20 protein-coding genes are annotated in these 25,285 nt (G+C 73.4%); 10 read left to right on the forward strand and 10 right to left on the reverse strand.

Annotation, left to right across the window (positions count from 1 at the left end):
- Window positions 1-93: 93 nt before the first annotated feature.
- Both ACLF5H_RS04750 and ACLF5H_RS04755 read right to left on the reverse strand, forming a co-directional pair.
- Window positions 94-813: a cysteine hydrolase family protein gene (locus ACLF5H_RS04750; RefSeq protein ID WP_421674802.1), complete on the reverse strand. Its 720-nt coding sequence runs from the start codon at window positions 811-813 to the stop codon at window positions 94-96.
- Complete coding sequence (locus ACLF5H_RS04755) at window positions 813-1,403, reverse strand: cysteine hydrolase family protein (protein ID WP_421674803.1); 591 nt, start codon at window positions 1,401-1,403, stop codon at window positions 813-815. Before ACLF5H_RS04755 ends, ACLF5H_RS04750 begins: the two co-directional genes overlap by 1 nt.
- Before the next feature lie 149 nt (window positions 1,404-1,552).
- Here ACLF5H_RS04755 and ACLF5H_RS04760 point away from each other — a divergent pair, with 149 nt between their 5' ends.
- Window positions 1,553-2,545 (forward strand): GlxA family transcriptional regulator, encoded by a 993-nt coding sequence (locus tag ACLF5H_RS04760; RefSeq protein ID WP_421674804.1) that lies wholly within the window; start codon window positions 1,553-1,555, stop codon window positions 2,543-2,545.
- Between the two features lie 44 nt (window positions 2,546-2,589).
- Here ACLF5H_RS04760 and ACLF5H_RS04765 read toward each other — a convergent pair whose 3' ends face one another.
- Entirely contained in the window at window positions 2,590-3,390 is an 801-nt protein-coding gene (locus tag ACLF5H_RS04765) for an EI24 domain-containing protein (protein WP_421674805.1), read from the reverse strand.
- A gap of 10 nt (window positions 3,391-3,400) precedes the next feature.
- Window positions 3,401-3,835 carry a MarR family winged helix-turn-helix transcriptional regulator gene (locus ACLF5H_RS04770; RefSeq protein ID WP_162132753.1) on the reverse strand — a complete coding sequence of 145 codons (435 nt, stop codon included), beginning with the start codon at window positions 3,833-3,835 and terminating at the stop codon, window positions 3,401-3,403.
- 72 nt (window positions 3,836-3,907) lie between these two features.
- Here ACLF5H_RS04770 and ACLF5H_RS04775 point away from each other — a divergent pair, with 72 nt between their 5' ends.
- Window positions 3,908-4,933 (forward strand): NADP-dependent oxidoreductase, encoded by a 1,026-nt coding sequence (locus tag ACLF5H_RS04775; RefSeq protein ID WP_421674806.1) that lies wholly within the window; start codon window positions 3,908-3,910, stop codon window positions 4,931-4,933.
- A 55-nt stretch (window positions 4,934-4,988) separates the two neighbouring features.
- Here ACLF5H_RS04775 and ACLF5H_RS04780 read toward each other — a convergent pair whose 3' ends face one another.
- From ACLF5H_RS04780 to ACLF5H_RS04790, 3 genes are all read right to left on the reverse strand, one after another.
- Window positions 4,989-6,149: a serine hydrolase domain-containing protein gene (locus tag ACLF5H_RS04780; protein WP_421674807.1), complete on the reverse strand. Its 1,161-nt coding sequence runs from the start codon at window positions 6,147-6,149 to the stop codon at window positions 4,989-4,991.
- Between the two features lie 116 nt (window positions 6,150-6,265).
- Window positions 6,266-7,039, reverse strand: a complete 774-nt coding sequence (locus ACLF5H_RS04785; RefSeq protein ID WP_421674808.1) for an SCO2400 family protein — start codon at window positions 7,037-7,039, stop codon at window positions 6,266-6,268.
- 92 nt (window positions 7,040-7,131) lie between these two features.
- Entirely contained in the window at window positions 7,132-8,649 is a 1,518-nt protein-coding gene (locus ACLF5H_RS04790) for a DHA2 family efflux MFS transporter permease subunit (protein ID WP_421674809.1), read from the reverse strand.
- A 125-nt stretch (window positions 8,650-8,774) separates the two neighbouring features.
- Here ACLF5H_RS04790 and ACLF5H_RS04795 point away from each other — a divergent pair, with 125 nt between their 5' ends.
- Window positions 8,775-9,824, forward strand: coding sequence for an Lrp/AsnC family transcriptional regulator (locus tag ACLF5H_RS04795; protein WP_421674810.1), 1,050 nt, complete (start codon window positions 8,775-8,777; stop codon window positions 9,822-9,824).
- A 30-nt stretch (window positions 9,825-9,854) separates the two neighbouring features.
- Here ACLF5H_RS04795 and ACLF5H_RS04800 read toward each other — a convergent pair whose 3' ends face one another.
- A complete protein-coding gene (locus tag ACLF5H_RS04800; RefSeq protein WP_421674811.1) occupies window positions 9,855-10,313 on the reverse strand; it encodes an RrF2 family transcriptional regulator in 459 nt (152 codons plus the stop codon).
- Window positions 10,314-10,388: 75 nt separating this feature from the next.
- On the opposite strand from ACLF5H_RS04800, the gene ACLF5H_RS04805 reads away from it, so the two are divergent.
- The 4 genes from ACLF5H_RS04805 to ACLF5H_RS04820 all read left to right on the forward strand — a co-directional run bounded on the left by ACLF5H_RS04805 (window position 10,389) and on the right by ACLF5H_RS04820 (window position 15,914).
- Complete coding sequence (locus ACLF5H_RS04805; protein ID WP_421674812.1) at window positions 10,389-13,334, forward strand: glycoside hydrolase family 35 protein; 2,946 nt, start codon at window positions 10,389-10,391, stop codon at window positions 13,332-13,334.
- Window positions 13,335-13,473: 139 nt separating this feature from the next.
- A complete protein-coding gene (locus ACLF5H_RS04810; protein WP_421674813.1) occupies window positions 13,474-14,079 on the forward strand; it encodes a toxin-antitoxin system, toxin component family protein in 606 nt (201 codons plus the stop codon).
- Window positions 14,076-15,305 carry an MAB_1171c family putative transporter gene (locus ACLF5H_RS04815; protein ID WP_421674814.1) on the forward strand — a complete coding sequence of 410 codons (1,230 nt, stop codon included), beginning with the start codon at window positions 14,076-14,078 and terminating at the stop codon, window positions 15,303-15,305. The genes ACLF5H_RS04810 and ACLF5H_RS04815 overlap by 4 nt, the downstream gene beginning before the upstream one ends.
- Before the next feature lie 87 nt (window positions 15,306-15,392).
- Window positions 15,393-15,914, forward strand: coding sequence for a hypothetical protein (locus tag ACLF5H_RS04820; RefSeq protein ID WP_421674938.1), 522 nt, complete (start codon window positions 15,393-15,395; stop codon window positions 15,912-15,914).
- A 63-nt stretch (window positions 15,915-15,977) separates the two neighbouring features.
- Here the strand turns inward: ACLF5H_RS04820 and ACLF5H_RS04825 are convergent, their stop codons facing one another.
- Window positions 15,978-16,859 carry an ATP-grasp domain-containing protein gene (locus ACLF5H_RS04825; RefSeq protein WP_421674815.1) on the reverse strand — a complete coding sequence of 294 codons (882 nt, stop codon included), beginning with the start codon at window positions 16,857-16,859 and terminating at the stop codon, window positions 15,978-15,980.
- A gap of 134 nt (window positions 16,860-16,993) precedes the next feature.
- Between ACLF5H_RS04825 and ACLF5H_RS04830 the strand changes: the two genes are divergently transcribed.
- From ACLF5H_RS04830 to ACLF5H_RS04840, 3 genes are all read left to right on the forward strand, one after another.
- Window positions 16,994-18,025: a MerR family transcriptional regulator gene (locus ACLF5H_RS04830; RefSeq protein ID WP_421674816.1), complete on the forward strand. Its 1,032-nt coding sequence runs from the start codon at window positions 16,994-16,996 to the stop codon at window positions 18,023-18,025.
- Window positions 18,026-18,619: 594 nt separating this feature from the next.
- Window positions 18,620-20,089, forward strand: coding sequence for an acyl-CoA synthetase (locus ACLF5H_RS04835; protein WP_421674817.1), 1,470 nt, complete (start codon window positions 18,620-18,622; stop codon window positions 20,087-20,089).
- Window positions 20,082-21,470, forward strand: coding sequence for a carboxyl transferase domain-containing protein (locus ACLF5H_RS04840; RefSeq protein WP_421674818.1), 1,389 nt, complete (start codon window positions 20,082-20,084; stop codon window positions 21,468-21,470). Before ACLF5H_RS04835 ends, ACLF5H_RS04840 begins: the two co-directional genes overlap by 8 nt.
- Here ACLF5H_RS04840 and ACLF5H_RS04845 read toward each other — a convergent pair.
- The gene (locus tag ACLF5H_RS04845; RefSeq protein WP_421674819.1) at window positions 21,448-25,086 is read right to left on the reverse strand and encodes a S8 family serine peptidase; all 3,639 of its coding nucleotides are present in this window, start codon (window positions 25,084-25,086) and stop codon (window positions 21,448-21,450) included. The genes ACLF5H_RS04840 and ACLF5H_RS04845 overlap by 23 nt on opposite strands.
- Window positions 25,087-25,285: the final 199 nt, after the last annotated feature.

The raw sequence follows: 25,285 nt of genomic DNA on the forward strand, positions 1-25,285 counted from the left end.
GGCCCCGGCGGCGGACGTCTCACCGGGTCGGACCGGATCGGGCCGGGTGTCGGCCGGATCGGCCCGGGTCGGGTCAGGTCAGCTCAGGCCAGGTCAGGTCAGGGACTTCTGGGTGGGTACGACGACCCCGTAGAGGTCCTGGACCGTGGCGAGGGCGGCTTCGTGGACCTGTCGCGCGGGGATGCCCTCCGGGTCGCCCTTCAGCGGCAGCGGCCGGGTGGCCGAGGCGTCGGCGACGACGGTCGGGTGGTATCCGGCGAGGAACGCGCCCTGGGTGGTGAACAGGACGCACATGTTGGTCATGAAGCCGGCGACGATGACGTTCTTGCGCCCGGCCTGCTTCACCTTCTGGGCGAGGTCGGTGCCGTGGAAGCCGTCGGGGACGGACTTCTCGACCACCGGCTCACCCTTGGCGGGCTTGAGCTCCGGGACGATCTGCCCGGCCTTGGACTTCAGGTCGTAGCCCTTGTCCACGATGTGGATGACCGGGGTGCCCGCCGCGCGGGCCCGGTTCAGCAGGGCCTTGGCGTTGGCCAGGGCCGGCTTCCAGCCGTCGAGTTCCATCACACCGTCGGTGTAGGTGTTCTGGTAGTCGACGAGGATGAGCGTCGCGTCGGAGAGCGTGGCCGGGGTCTCACCGAGGCCGTTGAGCGTGCGCAGCGTCGTGGTGTCCTTGGCCACGTTCGTCCGGGCGGCGGGCGCGGCGGACTCCTTCTTGGGGGAGGCGGAGTCCGAGTCGGAGCCGCAGGCGGCGAGCGTGGCCGTGAGGAGGGCGGCGATGCCGAGTGCGGCGGTACGGCGTGTCGCGTTCATCAGCCGATGTCCTCCTGACCGGCTACGACGACCCCGTACAGGTCGGCGATGGTGGCCAGGGCGCTGAGGTGCACGCCGTGGGCGTCCACCTCCTTCCCGGCGACCGGCAGCGCGCGGGTGGCGCAGGCGTCGGCGACCACGGTGGGGCGGTTGCCGCGCAGGAAGGCGCCCTGGGCGGTGAAGGCGACGCACATATGGGTCATGAAGCCGGCGATGACCAGGTCACCGCGGCCGGCCTCGTCCACCAGCCGCCCCAGGCCGGTGCCGTGGAAGGCGTCGGGGGCCTGCTTGACGACGACGGACTCGCCGTCGGCCGGGGCGACGCTCGGGTGGATCTGCCCGATCTCGGCGCGGATGTCGTAGGGGGTGCCCTCGCCGCCGTCGTTGACGACGTGGATGACCCGGGTGCCCTCCCGGCGGGCGCGCTCCAGCAGCCGGGCGGCCGCGTCCAGGGCGGGCTGCCAGCCGTCCAGCTCCATCACACCGGTGGTGTAGGTGTTCTGGTAGTCGATCAGGACCAGCGTGGAGTCGGCGAGCTTCGGGGGCGTCTCGTCGAAGCCGTTGAGCTGACGCAGAGTCGTTCTGGGCATGGCAAACCACCTGGGGGGGTCGGGAGTTGGGAGGCGGCGCGCCGGTGCGGCGGCCTGTGCTCCAGACGCTATGGCCCGTTCCCATACGTCGGCAATGACGTCTAGCATGCAGAAACCGACATCGTCGTATTCCGTTGCCCGGGGGGCCTGTGCACACCGTCGACCAGCTGATCGTGATCGTCCTCTTCGACCAGGTGGACCTGCTCGATGTCACGGGGCCGCCGGAGGTCTTCCACCTCGCCCGCCGGGAGACGGAGGAGGCCGCGGCGTACGACGTCGTGCTCGCGGCCGAGACCCTGGACCCGGTCGTCACGGCCACCGGGGTCCGGGTGCTGCCCGATGTCACCTTCGACGCGCTGGCGTCCCGGGGCATCGACACCGTGATCGTGCCGGGGGCGGTCGAGGCCGACGCCGACGGCCGGCTGCGGCCGACGGTGGACCCGCTGGTCGTACGGCGGGTACGGGAGCTCTCGGCGCGCGCCCGGCGGACGACCTCGGTCTGCGTCGGGGCGCACATCCTCGCGGCCGCCGGGCTCCTCGACGGCAAGCGGGCCACCACGCACTGGTCGACCGCGCGGCAGCTCGCCGCCGACCATCCGGCCGTGGAGGTCGACGCCGACCCGATCTTCATCCGCCAGGGCGATGTGTGGACCGGCGCCGGTATCAGCGCCTGTCTGGACCTGTCGCTCGCGCTGATCGCCGACGACCTCGGCGAGGCCGTCGCGCTGCGGGTCGCCCGGCAGCTGGTGATGTATCTGAAACGGCCCAGTGGGCAGAGCCAGTTCAGCGTGCCGCTGGAGCAGGCGTCCCCGACCCGGCGGATCGAGGATCTGCGCCACTACATTTTGCGCCATATCGCCGAGCCGCTGACGGTCGCCCAGCTCGCCGAGCATGCCCACATCAGCGACCGGCAGTTGACCCGGATCTTCAAGAACGAGCTGGGCACGACCCCGCACGCCTATATCGAGTCGGTCCGTGTCGAACGCGCCCGCAATCAGCTGGAGTCCACCGACGCCACGCTCGAACGCGTCGCCGCCGCCTGCGGGTTCGGCACCCTCGACACCCTCGTCCGGTCCTTCCGCCGCAGGCTCGACACCACCCCGACGGAATACCGCCGCCGGTTCCGGACGACACCCGCCTGAAGTCCCTCACGGGACAGGCCGGTTCGGGCCGGGTGAGGGGGCGATCAGCGGTCCGTCGTCTGTTCCCGGGGGGCGGGCTCGGGTTGTTCCGCCGGGCCGGATTCCTCGCCCAGCAGGTCCCGCGCCAGCAGGGTCGCGCCGGCCACCGCTCCCGGCATCAGGAAGACGGCGACGAACGGGACCAGGAAGGCGAGGCCGAGCGGGGTGCCGTAGCCCCAGACCAGCAGGCGGCGCGAGCGCAGCAGGGTGAGCCGGGTGCGCAGGTCGAGGCCACGGCGCTGCAAGGGGATGGCGGTCAGCTCCTCCGCGAGGAAGAAGCCCGTCACGAAGAAGCCCAGCACCGGTATCACCGTCTGGCCGACGAACGGCAGCAGGCCGAGCGCGAAGAGCAGGACGCCCCACGCCGTCGCCCGGATCAGGACGCGGACGCTGTCGCGGGCCGACAGCCACAGCTCCCGCCAGAAGGGGAGCGCGGAGCGGGGTGCCGTACCGTCGGGCGACTCGGCGGCGTCGACCCGCTCCGAGAGGTTGTCGTAGAACGGCTGCCCGATCACCAGCGTCACCGCGGTGAAGGTGAGCACCGCGAGCAGCAGCCCGAGCGCGAACGTTACCGCCGTGAGGAAGCCGCGGAACAGCGTGCCCCAGGGGCTCGACCAGTGGTCCGCGAAGGGCGTGGCCCAGGTCACCACGCCCTCGCCCCATATCGCGAGGGCGACCAGCGCGGCCACGTAGAGGACCAGGGCTATCAGGCCCGGCAGCAGGGCGAAGCCGTACTGCCGACCGTGCCGGGCCACCCACCGCTGGCCCTCGACCAGGTACTTGAATCCCGCCCCTAGATCACGCATGGCGGAAACCTTACGCGTCGAGCATGCGCCGCAGCAGGTCCCGCAGGGTCCCCCGCTCGTCCGCCGAGAGCCCCGCCAGCGGCTCCCGGGCGAAGTGCAGCCCCTCCCGCAGATCGCGGGCCACCCGCAGCCCCTCCTCCGTGGCCGCGGCCATCTTGATGCGGCGGTCGGCGGGGTCCGGGCGGCGCTCGGCCAGGCCCCGGGCCTCCAGGCGGTCCACGATCCCCGTCACGTTCGACGGCTCGCACTTCAGCTTCTGCGCGAGTTTGCGCATGGGCAGCGGCCCGAGGGACAGCAGGCTGAGGAGCTTGGCCTGCGCGCCGGTCAGGGCGTGCTCGGCCGCCGCCTCGTCGTAGTCCGCGTGATAGCGCGCCACGACCTCGGCGATCAGTTCGACGACGTCCAGGGTCAGCTGGTCCGGACGGCGGGGATGCGGTGGTGCCATGCCCCCCAGCCTACCCCGTTACTTGACAACATGAAATATTCAGCCTAACCATTGTTTCAGGTAATGAAGTAAATGAAAGGCACCCCCGCGATGACGACGCACACCAACCGCGAATGGCACCTGCTCAGCCGCCCCGTCGGCTGGCCGAAGCCCGAGGACTTCGCGCTCGTGGAGACGCCCGTCCCGACCCCGGGCGAGGGCCAGATCCTGGTACGGAACACGTACCTCTCCGTGGACCCCTACATGCGGGGCCGGATGAGTGCCGCGAAGTCGTACGTCGCCCCGTTCGAGCTGGGCGAGGTCATGGAGGGCGGCGCGGTCGGCGAGGTGATCGAGTCCCGCGCCGAGGGGATCGCCGTCGGCGACCATGTGCTGCACTTCCTCGGCTGGCGCGAGTACGCCGTGATGGACGCGCGGCACGCCGTGCGGGTGGACCCTGAGGCGGCGCCCCTGTCGGCGTACCTCGGCGCGCTCGGCATGACCGGTCTGACCGCGTACGCGGGCCTGCTGCGCACCGCCTCCTTCAAGGAGGGCGACATCGTGTTCGTGTCCGGCGCCGCGGGCGCCGTCGGCAGCCAGGTGGGGCAGATCGCGAAGCTCAAGGGGGCCTCGCGGGTGATCGGCTCGGCCGGTTCGGACGACAAGGTGCGGCTGCTGGTGGAGGAGTACGGCTTCGACGCGGCCTTCAACTACAAGAACGGCCCGGTGTCGAAGCAGCTGCGCGAGGCCGCGCCCGACGGCATCGACGTGTACTTCGACAACGTCGGCGGGGACCACCTGGAGGCGGCGATCGGCTCCCTGCGCCGGGACGGCCGGATCGCCGTCTGCGGCATGATCTCGGTCTACAACGACACCGAGCCCGCGCCGGGCCCGCGCAACCTGGCGCGGCTGATCCAGACCCGGGGCCGGATCGAGGGCTTCCTCGTCAACGACCACCGCGATCTCCAGCCGCAGTTCGTGCGGGAGGTCGGGCCGTGGGTGGCCTCGGGGCGGCTGAAGTACCGCGAGACCGTGGTGGACGGCATCGAGAACACCGTGGCGGCGTTCCTGGGCCTGCTGCGCGGCGACAACACGGGGAAGATGGTCGTCAAGGCGTAGCCCCCCGCGCGCCGGGCCGCTGGGTGGGGAGGCGCGTCCCCACCCGCGGGCGCCGTCACCCGACGGCCGTCGCCGCCCGGTGCGCCGCCCGTACCAGCCGTTCGTTCTCCGGCGCCGCCCCGTGCGGGAAGGTGAACCGCCGCCGGACGTACCCGTACGCGAGCCCGGCGTGCGGGTCGGCGAACGCCTGGGTGCCGTTGGCGCCGCTGTGGCCCACGGAACCGGCGCCCAGGAAGGGGTACCAGAGGTCGGCGGTGGCCTGGAAGCCGAGGCCGAAGGACCGGTGGTCGCGGGTCACCAGGTCGTAGCCGACGGAGTGGATCCGGCCGAACTCGGCGACGGTGTCCGCCTTCAGCAGCGGCGCCTTGCCGTCGACCTCCCCGATCATCGCCGCGTACATCCGCGCGAGGCCCCGCGCCGAGGCGATCCCGCCCGACGAGGCGGGGCCCTTGGCGCGGATCAGCGGATCCTCGTACAGCCGCTCCAGCTCGGTCGGTTCGGCGCCGTGCCGGTTGAAGGCGATCGCCTCCAGGGTGTGCGGGCCGCGCGGTGAGGCGTCGAGGAGGGCCCGCCGCGCGGGGGTGGGGAGCGGTGGCAGGGCGGCGCGGAAGCGGGGGTCGGCGGTGGCCGGGAGGCCCAGGTGGAAGTCGATCCCGTAGGGGGCGCGGACCCGGTCCTCATAGAGGTCCTGGATCGTACGGCCCGTCGCGCGGCGCACCACCTCGCCCGTCAACGCGCCGATGACCAGCGGGTGGTAGCCGAACGCGGCGCCCGGGCGCCAGAACGGCCGCTGGTCGGCGAGGTGTTCGGCGATCGCGCGGTCGTCCGCCAGCTCCGCGCGGGTGAACCCGGCGTCCGTGCCGACCAGTCCGGCGCGGTGCGCGAGCAGGTCCCGCAGGGTCAGCTCGCCCTTGCCCTCGGCCCCGAACTCCGGCCAGTAGTACGTGACTTTGCGGTCCAGCTCCAGCGTGCCGTCCTGCACCAGCAGCGCCGTGACCAGGTGGGCCGCGCCCTTGGTGGCCGAGAACACGCCGTACAGCGCGTCACCGGCCCCGGTCCCGCCCGCCCACAGGTCCACCACGCATCGCCCGTGCGCGTAGACGCACACCTGGCCCTCGTAGTCGTCCCGTTCGCCCGCGACTAACGCGGCGAATTCCTCGTGTACCGCCTCGAATCCCTCGGCGACCGTGCCGTGCACGGCGATGTCCTGTGTCATCCGTTCTCCTTCAGAACCTGTCCCTGTAACGACACAACCGCCGCGAAGGCCCTTCGGTGTCATCGATGCCCCGAACGGCCGATGGCATGGGAGAGGCGCAATTCCGGCGGCCCTGATCAGGTGCACCACCACAGGAAGCGGTCGCAGGTGCGGGTCGGGGACGGCGCCGGGGGCGGTGCGGAGGTCGCGGGGGCGGTGCTGGGGGGTGCGTCGGTCGGCCGCGCCGTGGGCGGCGCGGTGGGGGCGGTGACGGGAGAGCCGGGGCCGGTGGTGGCGGGGGGTGGCGACGTCGTCGTACCGCCGGCGGAGGCGGCGGCGGGGGAACCGGAGCCGGTGGCCCCCGCGGCCGGGGACCCGCTCGCGGAGGCCGTCGCGCCGGAGGTCGCCGAGACGTCGGTGACCCGGGGCGGAGCGGTCGCGGGAGCCGAGGGGCCGGAGCTGTCGCCGTCGTCGGCCGAGGTGTCCTTGACGGTGGCCGTGCCGCCGCCGGTGAAGGGCAGCGGCGCGTCGGTGCCGAGTTCGGCGAAGCCGAGGCAGGCGGCGGCGAGCAGGAAACCGGCGGCGAGGAGGACGGTACGGCGACGCCGCCGCCGGTGGGTGGCGGCCTGACGGCTGCGCCGTGCCGCCCGGCCCCCTACGGGCACCCCTTCCGGGCGCCCGTCCCCTGGCCCCTGCGCGGGCTCCCCGGGCTCGGGCTCCCCTGACTCCGGCCCCACCGCCGCCGGAGCGGGTGTTCGCTCGGCCGGTGTGCCGCACCCCGGGCAGACCAGGGCGCCGTTGAGGTGCCGTCGGCACGGGAGGCAGTAGTCCATGACGCCCGGAAGACTAGGGTCGACGCGCGTCACGTTCCTAGGCACCGCTGTGAATGTTTGGTGCGGGATCGAAAACATTCTCGAAAGGCGCCGCCCCGCGCCTGGACCCGGTGAGCGGCGGAGCCGGGCTCACCTGTCCGGGGCGGGGCGAAGGGCGTGCTGCCGCCCGGTCAGGCGTGGGCGGGGACCGGCGGCTGCTCCACCGCCGGGGCGACCCGCTGGGGGCGCATCAGGAACAGGGCCAGGAGCCCGGCGACCAGGCCCACGACTCCGGCGACGGTGAAACCGGCCCGCAGGGCGTGCGCCGCGGCGCCGTGCAGGGCCTCGGCCAGCTCGGCGCGGCCGGCGGCCGGGGTGGCGGCCAGGACGTGTCCCGCGCCGCCCCCGGAGAGGGCCCGGCCGAGGGCGGAGCCGCCCTGCACATGGTGGTCGGTGAGCCACGCGGCCGACGAGGACGCGAAGACGCTGCCGAGGACGGCGATGCCGATGGCGTGGCCCAGCTGGCGTGCGCTGTTGGTGGCGCCCGCGGCCATCCCGGCGCGCTGGAAGCCCACCGCCGCGGTCGCCGAGGAGCCCAGCGTGGGCAGCGTGGCGCCGACCCCGACGCCGATCACCGCGTAGCCGACGATCAGCGCCGTCCAGTCGGAGCCCGCGCCGATCAGCAGGGTCTCGGCCAGGGCACCGGCGCCGATCAGCACCATTCCGCCGCCTATCAGCAGCTGCGGGCGGGCGCCGTGCAGGAAGCGGCCGACGACCAGCGAGGTGAAGAACGAGGCGACGGACAGCGGCAGTCCGGTCAGCCCCGCCTCCAGCGGAGTCAGGCCGAGCAGGGACTGCAGCCAGATCGACGTGTAGGCGAGCATCGCGAACGCCGCGACGTTCACCGTCAGCGACGCGATCATGATCCCGGTGAACGAGCGGCTGCGGAACAGGGACAGGTCGAGCATCGCGTGCGGCGAGCGGACCTGGACGGCCAGGAACACCACGAAGGCGACGACGGCGAGGGCGAACAGGCCCAGGACCGCGCCGGAGGTCCAGCCGTGCTCCTGGGCGCGGATCACCCCGAGGACGAGGGCCGCGGCGGCCACGGTGAACAGCGCGGTTCCCGTCCAGTCGGGCCGGCGCCCGGAGGTGGGCCGGTCCGCGGACAGGGCCTTCACCGCCAGCAGGACCGCGACCACGCTGATCGGGATGTTGACGTAGAAGATCCACCGCCAGTCGACGGCCTCGGTGAGCAGACCGCCGAGGACGGGGCCGACCGCGGCGGCGGCGCCGGAGACCGCGCCCCACACGCCGTACGCGGTGCCCCGGTCGCGCCCCTGGTAGGAGGCGTTCAGGAGCGGGAACGCGGTCGCGAACATCGCGGCGCCGCCCAGCCCCTGCACGGCACGGGCCGCGATCAGCAGGCCCGGGTTCGGCGCCGCGCCGCACACCGCGGAGGCGAGCGCGAAGGCCACGAGGCCGCCCAGGTAGACGCGCCGGTGCCCGGTCAGGTCGGCGAGCGCTCCCACCCCGAGCAGCACCACGGCGAGGGCCAGGGCGTAGGCGTCGATCACCCATTGCAGCGAGGCGAACGTGCTGTGCAGGGCGAGGGACATGTCGGGGAGGGCGACATTCACGATGGTGACGTCGATCAGCAGCATGAACGAGCCGAGACAGACCGCCAGGAGGGGCAGCCATTTACGCATGGGAACACGCGTCCTTTCCATTGGTACGCCCACCACCCTCGGCGACCACCGGACCGTGCTCCAAACCACCCTGACGCCTCGGTCCAAAACCTCCATACTCGACCCGCTCATGGAACGATCCGCTCATGCCCGACGCCATGGACCGACAGATCATCCGCGCCCTGCAGTGCTCGGCGCGCGCCCCCTTCGCCCGGATCGCCGAGGCGGTGGGCGCCTCCGAGCAGACCGTCGCCCGGCGCTACCAGGCGCTGGTGCGCAGCGGTGTGGTCCGCGTCCACGGCCGGGTCGCGCCCGCCTCGTACGGGCAGGTCGAGTGGGTCGCCCGGATCGCCTGCCGGCCCGACCGGGTGGGCGCGCTGGCCGAGGCCCTGGTGCGCCGCCCCGAGGTGTCGTTCGTACGGCTCGCCTCGGGCGGCTCGGAGATCATCTGTCTGCTGCGCTCCTCGGCGGGCGACTCCGGGGACACCGTTCTCCTGAAGGAGCTGCCCCGCACCTCGGCCGTGCTGAACCTGCACATCGACATGATCCTGCACGACTTCGGCACCGGTCTGGCCGCCGAATGGAACGGCTACGGCGGCCGTCTGACGGCGGCGCAGCAGGCCCTGCTGACCGCCGGCGCCGCACCCCCGTCGGGGCCGTACCGGGAGATCACGGACGAGGACCGGCCGCTGCTCGCCGCGCTCGCCGAGGACGGCCGTGCCACCCATGCCCGGCTTGCCGCCGAGACGGGCTGGAGCAAGGGCCGGGTCCTGCGCAGGCTGGCGGCGCTTGAGGAGTCCGGCACCCTCGCCTACGACGTGGACCTGCTCCCCGAACTGCTCGGGCAGCGTCTCCACGCCACGCTCTGGCTCCGCGTCCCGCCGCACCGCCTGGAGGCGGTCGGCGAGGAGATCGCCGGGCACGACCAGATCGCCTTCGCCGGTGCCATCAGCGGGCCGCACAACATCATGGCCATCGCCATCTGCCGGGACACCGACGACCTGTACCGCTTCCTGACCCGGCAGATCGCGTCGATCCCGGACATCGGCGGCTATGAAGTGAGCATCCGCGTCCGCGGGTTGAAACAGGCCGGTTCCCTCATCACCGGGGGGCGGCTCACCCCGGCCCCGGGGCCCTACGCCCGCCCGAAGGGCACGGGCCGCGGTGAGCGGTCCCGCGGCTCGAAGGGAACATGACCGGCCGGGCTCCGTACACCGATCGGCGGTCTACGGGTTCTCCCACGCCGCCGGTTCCGCCGCCAGCGCCCGGACCGGGTCCGGCAACTCGCCCGACGCCAGGTCCCCGATCGTCACGCCCTCCAGGATGCGGCGGACGCCCGCGCGCAGGGCGATCCACAGCGGGAGCAGGGGTTCGGCGGTGCCGGTGTAGGTCAGGCCCGTCGGGCGTTCGCCGCGCACGGAGACGATCGGGCCGTCCACGCCCCGGATGACGTCGGCCACGGTGATCGCCGCGGCCTCGCGGGCGAGCCGGTAGCCGCCGCCCCCGCCACGCCGGCTGTCCACGACCCCGGCGCGCCGCAGATCGCCGAGGATCCCCTCCAGGAACTTGTGCGGGATCCCCTGCTCGGCCGCGATTTCCTCTGCCTTCACCGGGCCGTTACCCTGCCGTACGGCCAGCTCCAGTACCGCCCGTACCGCGTAATCCGCCCGTGCCGAGATCCTCATGGATCCATTGTGGGACGTCCTCGCGTGGAGAATGGCCGGAACCCGCGCCCCGTAAGATCGCCGGGAGGATCCACCTTGGCGCTCAGCAGACGTACCTTCAGTGCCCTGACCGGCTCGGCCGCGCTCGGCCTCGCCCTGGGCGGCAGCGGCGGCACCGGCGCGCCCTCGGCGTACGCGGCCCGCAGCGTGCCGACCGGTCCGGTGCCCGCCCCGCCGCGCGCGGACGGCGAGCACCACACCATCGGGTACGACCGCTACTCCCTGCTGGTGGACGGCAGACGGCTGGTCGTGTGGTCGGGCGAACTGCATCCCTTCCGGCTGCCGAGCCCCGCCCTGTGGCGGGACGTGCTGCAGAAGATGCGGGCGCACGGCTACAACGCGGTGAGCGTCTACGTCGCCTGGAACTACCACTCCCCCGCACCGGGCAGCTACGACTTCTCCGGCGTCCGCGACCTGGACCTGTTCCTGCGCACGGCCGCCGAGACCGGGCTCTACGTCATCCTGCGCCCGGGCCCGTACATCAACGCCGAGGTGGACGGCGGCGGTTTCCCCGGCTGGCTGACCGCGACGAAGGGCCGGGCCCGCTCGGCCGACCCGACGTACCTCGGGCACGTGGACGAGTGGCTGACGCGGGTGAACCGGATCGCCCGCGAGCACCTGTTCACCCAGGGCAGGGGCACCGTGCTGCTCTACCAGATCGAGAACGAGTTCGACGCGCGCGTGGACTCGGCGGACAGCCGCGCCTACATGTCCCACCTGTACAAGAAGGTGCGCGCCGACGGCATCGACGTACCGCTGTTCCACAACGACAAGGGGCGCAACGGGTACTGGACCCCCGGCTCCTTCGACACCGGTGGGGAGCGCGGCGGTTGGCTGTACGGCTTCGACGGGTACCCCTCGCCGTCCCAGACCCCGCCGGACTGGGGGACGTTCGGGCCCGGCGGGGCGAAGGGCGGCGCCAGCGCCTCGCCCGCCACGCCCGGGTTCGTGCCCGAGTTCGGCGGCGGCTGGTTCGACCCGTGGGGTGGTTCCTTCTACGACGGCAAGGGGTACGCCGAGGCCCGCCGCACCCGGGACTCCGCCTACGAGCGCCGCTTCTACCTGACCAACCTCGCCAACGGCATCACGCTGCACAACGTCTACATGACCTTCGGCGGCACCTCGTGGGGCTGGCTGCCCGCGCCGGTCGTCTACACGTCGTACGACTACGGCGCCGCGATCGACGAGGCCCGCAACGTCACCGCGAAGATCGCCCCGATGCACCAGCTCGGGCATCTGCTGCAACGTGTCCCCGACTTCGCCAAGCTGGACCGCGCGGCGGAGGTGCGCGCCAAGGGGCTGAAGGTCTACCACCTGACCAACCCGGACACCGGCGCCCATGTGTACATCGCGCGCAACGACACCGCCGAGCCGGTGGCGGCCGATCTGCCCACCGCCGAGGGCCACCTGCGGATCACCGTGCCGGGCAAGGACGCCAAGCTGCTGACCACCGGTCTGTCGCTGGGCAGGCGGAAGCTGAAGTACGCGACCGTGCAGCCGACCATGTGCCTGACCGCCGGGCGGCAGGACGTCGCCGTGTTCACCGGGCGCAAGGGCGAGATGGCCGAGCTGGTGCTGGAGTGCGACACCGACCCGGACGTCATGCGGCTGGACCCGGAGGCCGCCTGGGGCGTGGACGACTCGGGCCTGCATGTGAACGCGCCCCTCGGGCAGAGCGGACTGATCCGGGTGCTGGTGGAGAAGGGCGACACCGACACCCCGCTGCTCCTCCTCTTCGCCGACGACGCCACCTCCGTACGGCTGTTCCCCTACGACACCCCGTCCGGGTCCCTGCTGGTCTACGGCCCCCAGCTGCTGCGCCATGTCGAACTGCGCGGCTCCGAGGTCCACCTGACCGGTGACATCACCGACCCGACGAGCGTGGAGGTGTGGGGGCCGCGCGGCATCTCCGCCCTGGTGTGGAACGGGCGCGAACTGGCCACCCGGGTGACGATGTCCGGCAGCCTGATGACCACCGAGATGCTGCCCGCCGTGCCGGACGTCCGGCTGCCCGCGCTCGGCAAGTGGCGGATGTGCCGGGAGAACCCCGAAGTGGGCCCGAGCTACGACGACTCGACGTGGAAGGCGGCGGACAGGAAGACCTCGTACAGCACTTCGGCCGTCCCGGCGGGTCAGCCGGTGCTGTTCGCCGACGACTACGGGTTCCACTACGGGGACGTCTGGTACCGGGGTGTCTTCGACGACTCCAGCGGCATCGACGAGGTCGCGCTCGGCTACAGCACCGGCACCCAGGGCCTGTTGATGGCATGGCTGGACGGGGAGCCGCTGGGCACGCACCGGATGCCGGTGCCGGACGCCGCCACGATCCGCAAGGGGACCTGGTCGGACACGGCCGCCTTCCCGGTGCGCGACGCGCTGCGCTCCCCCGGCCGGCATGTGCTGTCCGTCCTCGTCCGGCGGATGCAGCACGACCAGGACGGAAAGTCGGACGACACCCACAAGGCCGCCCGGGGCCTGACGGCGGCGGTCTTCAAGGGGGCCTCGCCGAAGGTGAGTTGGCGCATCCAGGGCGAGGGCCGCCCCGACCCGGTGCGCGGGCCGCTGAACAACGGCGGTCTGCACGGGGAGCGTTCGGGCTGGCATCTGCCGGGGTTCGAGGACGGCGACTGGGAGTCCGTGGGCTTCCCGCGCGCCGAGCGGTATCAGGGAGTGACCTGGTACCGCACGACGTTCCGGCTGGCCGTGCCCGGCGATGTGGACGCCTCGGTCGGGCTGACGCTCCAGGACGATCCGTACCGGGCCTACCGGGCGCAGATCTTCCTCAACGGCTGGAACATGGGCCAGTACATCAACGACGTGGGCCCGCAGCACACGTTCGCGCTGCCCAACGGGGTGCTGCGGACGCGCGGCGAGAACACGCTCGCGCTGGCGGTGCTGTCCGAGTTCACCACGCTGGCGGGTCCGGGCGAGGTCCGTCTGACGCTGCTGGGGAAGGCCGCCGGAGGGTTGGTTGTGTCTTGAACCACGCCCCCGGGATCGCGTGACGCGGGCATATCCCGGCGCGTACGCTCGATGGGGCTTCGGCGACGAGGCACCGCGAGGAGTCGCGAGGCAGTCGTGGCGGATCGCGGGAAGCGGCGGACGGCGGGAAAGGGAACGGATGGGCATCGCGGGCGCGCGCCGGCGGGCGGCACAGCTGACCGCACGACTGCGACGCCCCGGCGGCTCCGGCACCGCCATGCGTTCCCTCGCCGGAGAACTGGCCGCGGCGGTCCGCGCCCGGCCCGAAGCACCCGCCGATGTACGGGGGTTGTGCCGGGCGCTGTGCGAGGAGATGAGCGCGCTGCGCGGCGGACGGCCGCTGAAGCTGCGCTTCGAGCGCTTCCCGGACGAGATCGAAGTGACCGGGCTGTGGGTGGAGTTCGCCGACTTCGACCTGGTCATCGTGGAGGACCGGGCCGAGGACGTGCAGCAACTGGTCATTCTCGGCCATGAGTTGTGGCATCTGCACGCCGGGCACCGGCACCATCACCTCGCCGGTGACGCGGCGGCCCGCGCCTTCGCGGAGGCGCCAGGCTGGCCGGAGACGGCGCTCACGGTGGCCGCGCGCAACGGCTCCCGGGAGACGGACGAGGCCGAGGCGGACGACTTCGGCCATCGGCTCGCCACGCTGTTCCGGTCCCGGCTCAGCGGGTCCGGGGACACCCCGCAGGACCCCTTGCAGCGTGCCCTCGGCTATCGCGGGCGGGGCGGAGCGGCGCGGTGAGCACGCTGGCACTGGATCCCTCGGTGCTGCTCGGCCGCCTGTACATCTCCTTCTGGATCCCGGCGGCGCTGCTGACCCTCGCGCTGCTGCTGAAGCTGCCCACGATCATCCGGCTGTGGCGGGACCCGCTGCTGCGCGCGGTCGGCGGGGTGCTCCTGTTCGCCTGCACGGTGTTCGTGTTCTGCGTGCCGTCGGTGATCCACCGGATGAACGTGCTCACCGGGGTGCCCAACTTCTCGGCGCCCTGGTGCTATTCGCTGATCACCGCGAACTCCGGGGCGGGGCTGCTGTTCATCGTCACCTGGCGCGACGGACATAACGGACGTGCCGGACGGTCGGCGCGCATCCGGCGGGCGATCTGGTGGATCGTCTCGGGCTACACCCTGGTGGTCCTCGCGCTGTGGGTGCTGTTCCTGCTGGCCGACGTGCCGGTGGAGCGGGTGCGGGACCTGGACACGTACTACGCCCGTACGCCCTTCATGCGCGAGGAGATCCTGCTCTATCTGCTGGCCCACACCGTCGCCTGTGCGCTGAGTTCCCGGGTGATCTGGGACTGGGTACGGGACCGGGAGCTGGACGCGTGGCTGCGCTGGGGGCTGCGGCTGCTGGGCGGCGGGTACGCGCTGAGCCTGCTGTACGACGCGGCCAAGGTGACGGCGGTGGTCGCGCGGTGGTCCGGCCGGGACCCGGACTGGCTCAGCACGAATCTGGCGCCGCCGGTGGCCTCGCTCTCCGCGATCCTGCTGGCGGCGGGCTTCATCCTTCCGCATGCCGGGCAGGCCCTGCACGACCGGTGCCGGATCCGGCGGGCGTACCACCGGCTGGGGCCGCTGTACCGGGTGCTGCGGTCGGCGACGGGTTCACGGCCGCCGTTCTCGCTGCGGGCCACGGGAGAGCTCCGGCTGATCCGCCGGGAGACGTACATCCGTGACGCCCTGCTGCCGCTCGCCCGCCATGTGGACACGGACCTGACGGAGCGGGCGTACGCGGCGGCGCTCGCGGTGGGGCATCCGGCGTCGCGGGCCCGCGCGGTGTCGGCGGCGGTGGGCGTCCTGGACGCGATCGAGAACGGCGGCGGGGCGGTGCGCGGGGACGCCGAGCCCACGGCGCTCCTGCGGGACATCGCGGCGATCTCCTCGGCGCTGCGGCACCCGAAGGACCTGGCGGCGGTCCGCGCGCTGTCGGCGGCGGCCCCGGCTCCGCCGAGCATCACCGTTCCGGAGTGACGCACCCGGCCGGCGCCGGTGCGTGTCCCCGCCCCCGGGCACCATGGATCCGTGACTCTCGATTTTCAGCTGGTGCTGCTGCGTCGTATGGCCGATCACCAACCCGGGCTGGTCGATGACGCCCGCAGAACGCTGGGCGTCTCGCTCGGGGAGATGCGGGAGGCCAACAAGCGCTGGCAGGCGATGGTGCGGTCGCCGAGGGGGCGGGGCGCGGCGGCGCGGTACCGGTCGGTCCTCGGGGAACCGGAGAGCGTCGTGCCCCGAAGGCTCGGCGACGTGGAGTGCGAGGCCCGCCGCTGGGCGCTCCCGCTCTGGCCCGACCTGCTCTTCGAGGTACTGGTCGGGCCCGACGGCGCCGTATGGAACGAATGGCTCGTACGGGCACCCGGCGCCGCGCCCGCCACCCCGCGCACCCTGGACGACCTCACCCCCTGGTCCTGCACCGTGGACGAGGTCGCCCGCGCCTTCCCCCCTGCCCGCCCCCTGGAGGGCACCGCCCCCACCCGCTGGGGCCTCGCCTTCACCGCGCCCGACCGGGACGGCGTACCCCGCGACATGGTCGCCGAGTTCACCTGGGGCCTGCTCCAGCGCACCGCACGGGTCGGATGAGGCGCCGGGCCCGGAGATCGGCCACGTTGTGAGGTGTTTGAGTACCGGCGTTCTGTCGGTGCGCTAGACCGTCGCCTCGGCGAGGATCGCGGCTGCCGTCCGGGGCAGGGAGTCCGGGTGCAGGAAGAGGAAGAGGTTCGGTTCGACCAGTTCGAGTTCCATCAGGCGGGGCGCGCCGTCCGGGCCGTCGGCGAGGTCCACGCGGGCGTAGAGGAGGGGCGCGGCGGAGCCGGGCACGGCCGCCAACGCCTTTTCCGCGACGGCGAGTTCGGCGTCGGTCGGCTGCCAGGCAGTCAGATCGGGGTGGGCGACCTTGTCGGCGTCGTAGGGGGTGCCGGGGGAAAGGACGGCGCCCTTGCGGCTCGCGTGCAGCAGACGGCCGTCGAAGAACTGGAGGGCGCGTTCGCCGGTGACGTCGATGCCCTTCAGGTAGGGCTGCACCATCGCGGTGAAGCCCTCGGCGTGCATCCGCGCGAGGTGTCGTACGGCCGTCTCGTGCTCGGCGGGCGTGTAGCGGGCGGCGAAGCGGGCGCCCGCGCCGGAGGTCGGCTTGATGACGTAGTCGTGGTCCGCGGGCAGGGCCGGGGCGCCGTCCTCGCCCGGGGCGACATAGCTCGTCTGGACGGTGGGGACACCGGCGGCGGCCAGCTCGCCCAGGTAGCGCTTGTCGAGGTTCCAGCGGATGACCTCGACGGGGTTGGCGATCCGGGTCACCCGGGCCACCCGCTCCAGCCAGGCCGTGAACTGCGCGGCGCGCCAGCTGTAGTCCCAGGTGGAGCGGACGACGACGAGGTCGTACGCCGCCCAGTCGATCCCGGGGTCGTCCCAGTAGGGGGCGTCGGCCTGAGCGCCGGCGTCGTTCAGCGCCCGCACCAGCACCGGCAGGTCCGCGTCCTTGCTCGGGGCGGTGCCGGGGTCGTAGGTGGCGAGGGCTATGCGGGGCACGGTGTGCCTCCCTGTCGTACGGCGTTCGAACACCCGCGAGGCTAACAAGCGGCGCGGAACCGGGACAGGGGGTTTGACCTTCACCTTCGGTGAAGCCCCAGCATCGGTGGTGGACGACGAGAGACGGGGACGCGATGGAACTGCTGACGATCGGGGCGTTCGCCAGGGTGAGCCGGCTGTCACCGAAGGCGCTCCGGCTGTACGACGAGCTGGACCTGCTGCGGCCCGCCCGGGTCGACCCCGGGACCGGCTACCGGTACTACGCCGTCGGGCAGTTGGGGCGGGCACGGCTCGTGGCCTGGCTGCGGCGGCTCGGGATGCCGCTCGCCGAGATACGCGCCGTGTGCGCGCTGTCACCGGGCGAGGCCGCGCGGGAGATCGGCGCGTACTGGGCGCGGGTCGAGGCGGAGACCGCGATGCGGCGGGACCTCGCGGCGTTTCTCGTCGACCAGCTGACCGGCACGCTCGACACATCGGGAAGGGAACCCATGATGATGCTGGAACTGAGGCACTCCGCGCGCACCGACCGCGGACTCGTCCGCCCCGCCAACCAGGACACCCTCTACGCGGGCCGCAGGCTGCTCGCCGTCGCCGACGGGTTCGGGCCCGCGGGTCTCGCGGCGAGCGCGGCGGCGGTGGAGGCGCTGCGGTACCTGGACGAGGCGGAGACGCTGCCCGTGGACGGGGAACTGGGGGAACTGGGCGTGCTCGGGGCGCTGGAGGACGCGGTACGGGCCGCGGGGCTGGCGGTGGCGGAGCTCGGGGGCGGTACGGACGAGGTCGGCAGCACGCTCACGGCGCTGCTGTGGACCGGGTCCCGGCTGGCGCTCGCGCACATCGGGGACTCGCGGGCGTATCTGCTGCGGGGCGGGGAGCTGTGCCGGATCACGCAGGACCACCGGGTCTCGCCCCAGGATCTGCTGCTGTCCAAGGCGCTGGCCGGTGGCGCGGATCCGGTGCCGGACCTGCGCCTTCAGGAGCCGCTGGCGGGGGACCGGTACCTGTTGTGCTCCGACGGCCTCACGGAGGCGGTGTCCGACGCGCGGATCAGGGAGCTGCTGGCGTCGGCGTCGGGGCCGGAGGAACTGGTGGCGGCGGCGTTGGCGGCGGGCGCGCCGGACAATGTGACGTGCGTCGTCGCCGACGTGTCTGTCGCGGCGGGGTGAGGGGGTAGGGGCCGCGGGGCCGGCGCCGTCACGGCGTCGACGCTCGGCGCTCGGCGCTCGGCGCTCGGCGCTCGGCGCTCGGCGCTCGGCGCTCGGCGCTGCCCCTGGCCCCCTTCGCCCACCCACCCGCCCGACTCGGTCGGCTGAGAGGCCGGACACGGGAACCGCGCACCCCCCGCATCGGCACCCGGCGCCCGCCCCCCTTTTTTGCCACCCCGCCGCCCGACTCGGTCGGCTGAGAAGCCGGACACGGGAACCGCGCACCCCCGCATCGGCACCCGGCGCCCGCCCCCCCTTTTTGCCACCCCGCCGCCCGACTCGGTCGGCTGAGAAGCCGGACACGAGGGACTGCACACCCCCTCATCGGCCCCGGCGCCCACCCCTCTTTGCCGCCCCGCCGCCCGAAACAATCCGCTGGGAGGCGCGCCCCAGGGACCGCAGCACCCACCACCACATCCCCGCCAGCCCCCCCCTTCCGCCCGCCCGCCAGAAGCAGTCGCTGAGGAGCTGCCCGCGGGGGCGGCACGGTCGTCCGCCGGTCGATCCTGGTGTAGGAAGGGGCTGAATGGTCGCGAGCGTGAAGGGGTGCGTGGGGTGTCGTCACTTTTTCCTGGGCTTGTCGGTGGGTCGCGGGAGCGGGCCGCGGTGGAGTTCGGCGGGCGGTCGTTGACGTACGGCGATCTCGCGGACGCCGCCGGGGCGGTGGCGCGGCGGGTCCGGCGGGGCGACCGCGTGGCCGTGTGGGCGACGCCCGAGATGGCGACCGTGGTCGCCGTCGTCGGCGTACTGCTCGCCGGTGCCGCCGCCGTGCCGCTCAACCCCAAGTCCGGGGAGAAGGAGCTGGCCCATATCGTCTCCGACAGCGCGCCGTCCCTCGTCCTCACCGCTCCGGGCACCCAACTCCCCTCATCACTGGGCGACTTGGCACGGGTCGATGTCGACGTCGACGCCCGCGCGGACTTCCCGCACCCCGAACTCCCGGACGACTCCCCCGCCCTCGTCGTCTACACCTCCGGCACCACCGGCCCGCCCAAGGGTGCCGTGCTCCCCCGCCGGGCCCTCACCTCCACCCTGGACGCGCTCGCCGACGCCTGGCAGTGGACCGAGGCCGATGTGCTGGTGCACGGGCTGCCGCTCTTCCATGTGCACGGACTCGTGCTCGGCGTCCTCGGCCCGCTGCGCCGCGGCGGCTCCGTGCGGCACCTGGGGAGGTTCTCCACCCAGGGCGTGGCCCGCGCCCTGACCGACGGCGCGACCATGCTGTTCGGGGTGCCGACGATGTACCACCGCATCGCCGAGACCCTCCCCGGCGACCCCGGGCTGGCCAAGGCGCTCGGCGGGGCCCGGCTGCTGGTCTCCGGCTCGGCCGCGCTGCCGGTCCACGACCACGAGCGGATCGCGGCGGCCACCGGACGCCGGGTCATCGAGCGGTACGGCATGACCGAGACCCTGATGAACACCAGCGTCCGCGCGGACGGGGAGGCCCGCGCGGGGACGGTCGGGGTGCCCTTGCCCGGCGTCGGACTGCGGCTCGTGGAGGAGGACGGCAGCGAGATCGGCGACCGCGACGGGGAGACCGTCGGGGAGATCCAGGTCCGCGGGCCCAACCTGTTCACCGAGTACCTGAACCGGCCGGACGCCACCGCCGCCGCGTTCACCGCCGACGGCTGGTTCCGCACCGGCGACATGGCCGTGCGCGAGCCGGACGGCTATGTGCGGATCGTCGGGCGCAAGGCCACCGACCTCATCAAGAGCGGCGGTTACAAGATCGGCGCGGGCGAGATCGAGAACGCGCTCCTGGAACACCCGGGCGTCCGGGAAGCGGCGGTCACCGGCGAGCCGGACGCGGACCTGGGCGAGCGGATCGTCGCCTGGATCGTCCCGGCCGATCCGGAAACCCCGCCGGGGGTGGCGGAGTTGGCCGACCATGTGGCCCGTCGGCTCGCCCCGCACAAGCGGCCCCGCGTCGTGCGCCACCTGGACATCCTGCCCCGCAACGACATGGGGAAGATCATGAAGCGGGCCCTCACCGCTACCGGCCCCGATACCGATACCGATGCCTGATCAGCGGCGCACCGCGCGCGAGGTGCTGGCCCTCGTCACGGACGACGGCGGCTTCACCGAACTCCCGGTCCCCGGACGGGAGTCCAGGCCCGACGGCCCGCTCGGCTGGCAGGGGTACGACGCCTCGCGCGCCCGCGCCGCCGAACGCACCGGCGAGGAGGAGTCCGTCGTCTGCGGCACCGCGACCGTCGGGGGCACCCGTGCCGTGCTGATCGCCTTCGAGTTCGGCTTCCTCGGCGGCTCCCTGGGCGAGCGCACCGGGGACCGGCTGGAGGGGGCGTACGCGCACGCCCGTGAACACCGGCTGCCCGTCGTGCCGTTGATCGCGACCGGGGGCAGCCGGATGCAGGAGGGCATGGTCGCGCTGACCCAACTCCAGCGGGTGGCCCGCCAGTCGGCGCTCACCCGGGCGGCGGGCCTGCCCCAGATCGCCGTGCTGCGCGACCCCACCACGGGCGGCGGCTGGGCCACCCTGGGGGCCGGCGCGGACGTCGTCCTGGCCCTCCCCGGCGCCCAAGTGGGCTTCGCCGGCTCCCGCGTCCGTCCGCCCGACGCCGACCCGGCCGCGTACACGGCCGAGGCCCAGCTCGCGGCGGGAGCGGCGGACGCGGTCGTACAGCCGGAGGACCTGAAGGGGCTCCTTGGGCGGTGGCTGCGGCTGCTGTCCGGGGCGGACGGCCGGACCCCGCCCGCGCCCGTCCCCGCGGCTCTGACCGCCACCGGCCTGGCCGCCACCGGCTGGGCCGCCGTCCAACGCGCCCGCTCCCCCGAACGCCCCCGCGCCCACGCCTACTTGGACGCCTACTTCACCACCCGCGTCCACCTCAGCGGCGACCGGTGCGGCGGTACCGATCCCGACGGCATCCTCTGCGGGTTCGGGGAACATCACGGTCGTACCGTCGCGTTCGCCGCGCAGACCGGTGCCGGGACGCGGCCCGCCGGGTACCGGACGGCCGCGCGGCTGATCCGGCTGGCGGACCGGCTCGGGGTGCCGGTGCTGACACTGGTGGACACCCCCGGCGCGGCCAACGACGCGGAGGCCGAGCGGCAGGGGGCCGGTGCGGCCATCGCCGAGGTGTTCGGGGCGGTGGCCGGGGCGCGGGTGCCGGTGACCACCCTGGTGATCGGCGAGGGCGGCTCCGGCGGCGCCCTCGCCCTGGCCGCACCGGACAACACCTGGGCCACGCCGGACAGTTACTTCTCGGTGATCGCCCCGGAGCTGGCGGCGGCCATCCTCAAACGCCCGAAGGAGGAGATCGAGCACACCGCCGACCAGCTCCGTGTCCGCCCTCAGGATCTGGTGGAGCTGGGGGTCATCCGGGGCATCGTCCGAAACTCCGGGCCGGAGAGCGCCCCCGCTACCTCACCCCCACCGCCCTGACGATCGTCTCCGAGACCGATCCACCCCTGTCGTCCCGCGCCGACGCGCGCAGCGAGACGGAGGTGGCCGCGCCCGGCACCTCCAGCGTCCCGTGCCACGACGTCCCGGCCCCGCGAAGAGTCACCGCCTTCCATGTCGCGCCCTCGTCGTACGACACCTCCAGCCGCCCCCCGCCGAGGGTGCCCGTCCCCGTGGCGCCCGCCATATAGCGCGCGCCCAGCGTCACCGGCAGCCGCCGCCCGCCGGGCACCGTGCCCGCGAGGTCGGTGTCCAGGCCGTAGGAGAGGTTGATCAGCGGCAGCGTCGTCGGACGGTCGTCCGGCGTCCGGGCCGACCGGAACGTCCACCGGGTGTGCCCCCGCGTCGTGAGCTTCCAGTGGTCCGCGTCGAGGGCGGTGTCGGTCACCACCTGGTAGGTGTGCTCGTCGGCCGGGGCGTCCCGGACGAACGCGGTCGAGCCGGACTCGCTGTCGGCGAGGGTGCCGTCCTGGTAGACGGAGGTGGTCTGGGTCATGCCGCTGTCGCCCCACACATCGCCGAACCCGGTGTGGTCGGGTCCCGAGTCGCCCCAGCCGGGCGTGTTCAGCTGGATCTGGTCCCCGGTGCGCTGCTCGCCCCAGCCGAGCCCGGTGCCGAGCCAGGGGTGCCAGACCGGCTGGAACCAGTGCAGTGGGACCCGGCTGCCGCCCCGGTAGCGGACCAGGCCGCCGCGCTCCTCCAGGGTGCCCATGCCGATCGTGACGGACTCGGTCCACAGCTGGCCGGGGCCGGTGGAGACGTAGTCCGTGCGCTCGGCGGGCAGGTCGATGTTCTCCTGGAAGCCGATACCGATGGGGAAGGTGTCGGTGACGGAGTAGCGGAACTCACCGCCGCTCGTCGGCCGTGCCGCGTGGAACGAGACGCGCAGGGCGGCGAGTTGGCCCGGCGAGGGGCGGTAGGTGAGGTCGTGGTCGGGGATCGACCCCGGGTGGCCCTCGGACAGGTCGTACACGTAAGGGGAGTCGGGGGTGCCGGTCATGTCGACCGTCGAGGACGCCCGCAGCCGGGCCGCGTCCGCCTGGTCCACCGTGGCGATCAGCAGCGGGCGGTCGGTGTTGTCGTCGTTGCCCCACCAGTCCATCAGCCGCCCCGGCGCGTCGTCCGTGACGAACAGCGCCTTGGCGCCCGCGTCCTGCGCGGCCCGCGCGAGCGCCGACGGGTCCGCGCCGTCGGCGAGGCGGGCCAGCACCGCCTTGCCCGCGGCGGAGGCGGGCACGGGACCGTCGCCGACGTCCACCAGGGGCAGTTTCCGTCGCCCGGAGGTCAGCGTGCCGCCCGGCTGGACCGTCGCCTCGCCGATCCCCTCGACCTCCAGCTGCGGCTTCGCCAGCCGCCACACCGTGCGGTACTCGAAGCTGCCCTGGGTGACGGGGGGCGTGGGTGCGGCGAAGACGCTGTCGTAGGTGAGGGGCACCTGGACCGCGCCGGACAGGTCGGCGCCGTTCGCGGCGCGGTCGTACTCCATCAGCAGCTGGTGGGTCTCGGTGCGGCGCGGGACCGCCGCCCTGATCTCGCGCAACCTGGTGCCGTCGAGGGTGACGTCGCTGTCGTGGTCGAGGGTGACCTCGGGCGCGGAGAGGAAGCCGAGGCCGAGCGAGTCGGCGCCGTGGCTGCCGTGCACATCGAGGAAGGAGGTGAGGGCGTAGGTGCCCGGCTTCAGGCGGAGCTGGAGGGTGCCGGAGTCGCCGACGTGGTCCGCCTCGGGGTCCGCGTTCCGGGCGAGCCGCTGCACGGTGAGGTCGGCCGCCGTAGGAGCGCCCGCCCGGTCCTTGACGTGGACCGTGAGGGTGTACCGCTCGTCCTCCTTGACCAGCCCGAACACGGTGTGCGCGCGCACCGCGCCGGTGTCGTCGGTGGCCACGATCTGCCCGCTGGTGGTGCCGACCCGCGCCGTGGAGCCGTCGCCGGTGACGGTGGTGGTCGCGGTGCCGTGCGCGGGGACGGTGAGGGAGGAGTCGGCGAGGGTGGCGACGCCGTCCGGGGCGCCCCGCGCCGACAGGGTCAAGTGGACCGGCCGGTCGGCCGAGTTGGTGTAGGTCAGGGTTCGGGTGACCGGCTTGTCCGCGGGGTAGGGCCAGCGGTAGAAGCCGAGGTCCGCGCCGCCGGTTGCGGTCACCGTGGCCCCCACGGCGTCCGGGACGCTCACCCGTCCGGCGCCCACCGTGTAGGCGGAGACGCCGAGTTGCTCGGACGTCGACATCAGTGCGTCCTTCAACTGCGCGCCGGTCCAGTCGGGATGCTCCTGCGCGAGCAGCGCGGCCACCCCGGCGACATGCGGGGTCGCCATCGACGTACCGCTCATGGTCGTGTAGTAGCCGCTGCCGTCGGTGAGTTGGGAGCGGGCGGCGAGGATGTCGACGCCGGGGGCGGACAGGTCGGGCTTGAGGGCGTCGTCGCCCGCGCGGGGGCCCGCGCTGGTGAAGTAGGCGGGCTGGTCGGTGGAGTCGACCGCGCCGACGGTCAGGGCCGCGTCGGCGGCGCCGGGCGAGCTGATGGAGGAGGGCGCGCCGGTGTTCCCGGCGGCCACGACGAAGAGCGCGCCGGTCTCCTCGGAGAGGCTGTCGAGGGCCTGGGACATCGGGTCGGTGCCGTCGCTCGGGTCGCTGGAGCCGAGGCTCATCGAGACGATCCGGGCGCGCACGTCCCGCGCCGCCCACTCCATCCCGGCGATGATCTGCGACTCGCTGCCCGAGCCCGCGTCGCTGAGCACCTTGCCGACCGCGAGGGTGGCGCCCGGCGCCACGCCCTTCTCCTTGCCGTCGGAGGCGGCGCCGCTGCCGCCGACGGTGGAGGTGACATGGGTGCCGTGGCCGTCGCGGTCGGCGACCTCCTCGCCGTCGATGAAACTCTTGGACACGCTGATCCGGTCGACCAGGTCGGGGTGGGTCAGGTCGGCGCCGGAGTCGAGCACGGCGACGGTGACGCCCTTGCCGGTCAGCCCCGCGTCCCACGCGGCCTGTGTGCCGATCTGGGCGTTGCTCTCGGCCATGTCGGCCTTCACGCGCCCGTCGAGCCACACCTTGTCGATGCCGTCACCGCGCGTGAACGACCGCCAGAACGCCCGCCCCTTGCCCGCCTCGACGGCCGCGCCGCGCAGGCTGGGCAGGCTCCGGGTGCGGGTGGTGCCGGCCGGGGCGGCGGCGGGGACGCGGGTGTCCTTGCCGTAGCCGACGATCAGCGGAAGGGAGGCGGCCCGGGTGTCGGTGAGGCCCTGCCGGATCAGCGCGCTCACATCGAACAGCCGCCGGTCCAGCTTCCCGGAGCGCAGGTACGGCAGCGCCTCGTCCGGTACGACGGTCAGCTCGCCGTCGCTCGTCTGCGTCCGTACGGCCCCGGTGGCGCCGGGCGGCCGCTCGACGGTGGCGGTCCGCTTGCCGTGTCCGAGGTCGGTGACGGTCACCTTGTCGCCGGTGACCAGGGTGACGGTCTTCGGGGCGGGTCCGGTCCGCTTCCCCGGCGCGGCCTTCACCACCGGTGTCACCCCCGGCGCGGCGACCGCCCCGGGTACCGGCACCGCGGCCAGCACGAGCCCTGCCGACAGCAGCGCCGCCCGGCGTCCGACTGGTCCTCTGGTCATCCACGCCCTCTTCCACGTGCTCGTTCAGTTGCTCGTTCAGGTGCGCGTTCGGGTCCGGATCGCGCGCCCGGAACGGCCGTTCACGACTGTCGTGTACATGCCTTTCGGGTCAGGGAAGAGTGTGGTGCGCGCGCCGGGAGCGCACAGGGGGCCGGGCATGGCGGGTTGTCACCGTGGCGGGTTCTCGCCACGCCGGAGC

The organism is Streptomyces sp. LaBMicrA B280 (genome assembly GCF_049222185.1).
GTDB lineage: Bacteria > Actinomycetota > Actinomycetes > Streptomycetales > Streptomycetaceae > Streptomyces > Streptomyces murinus.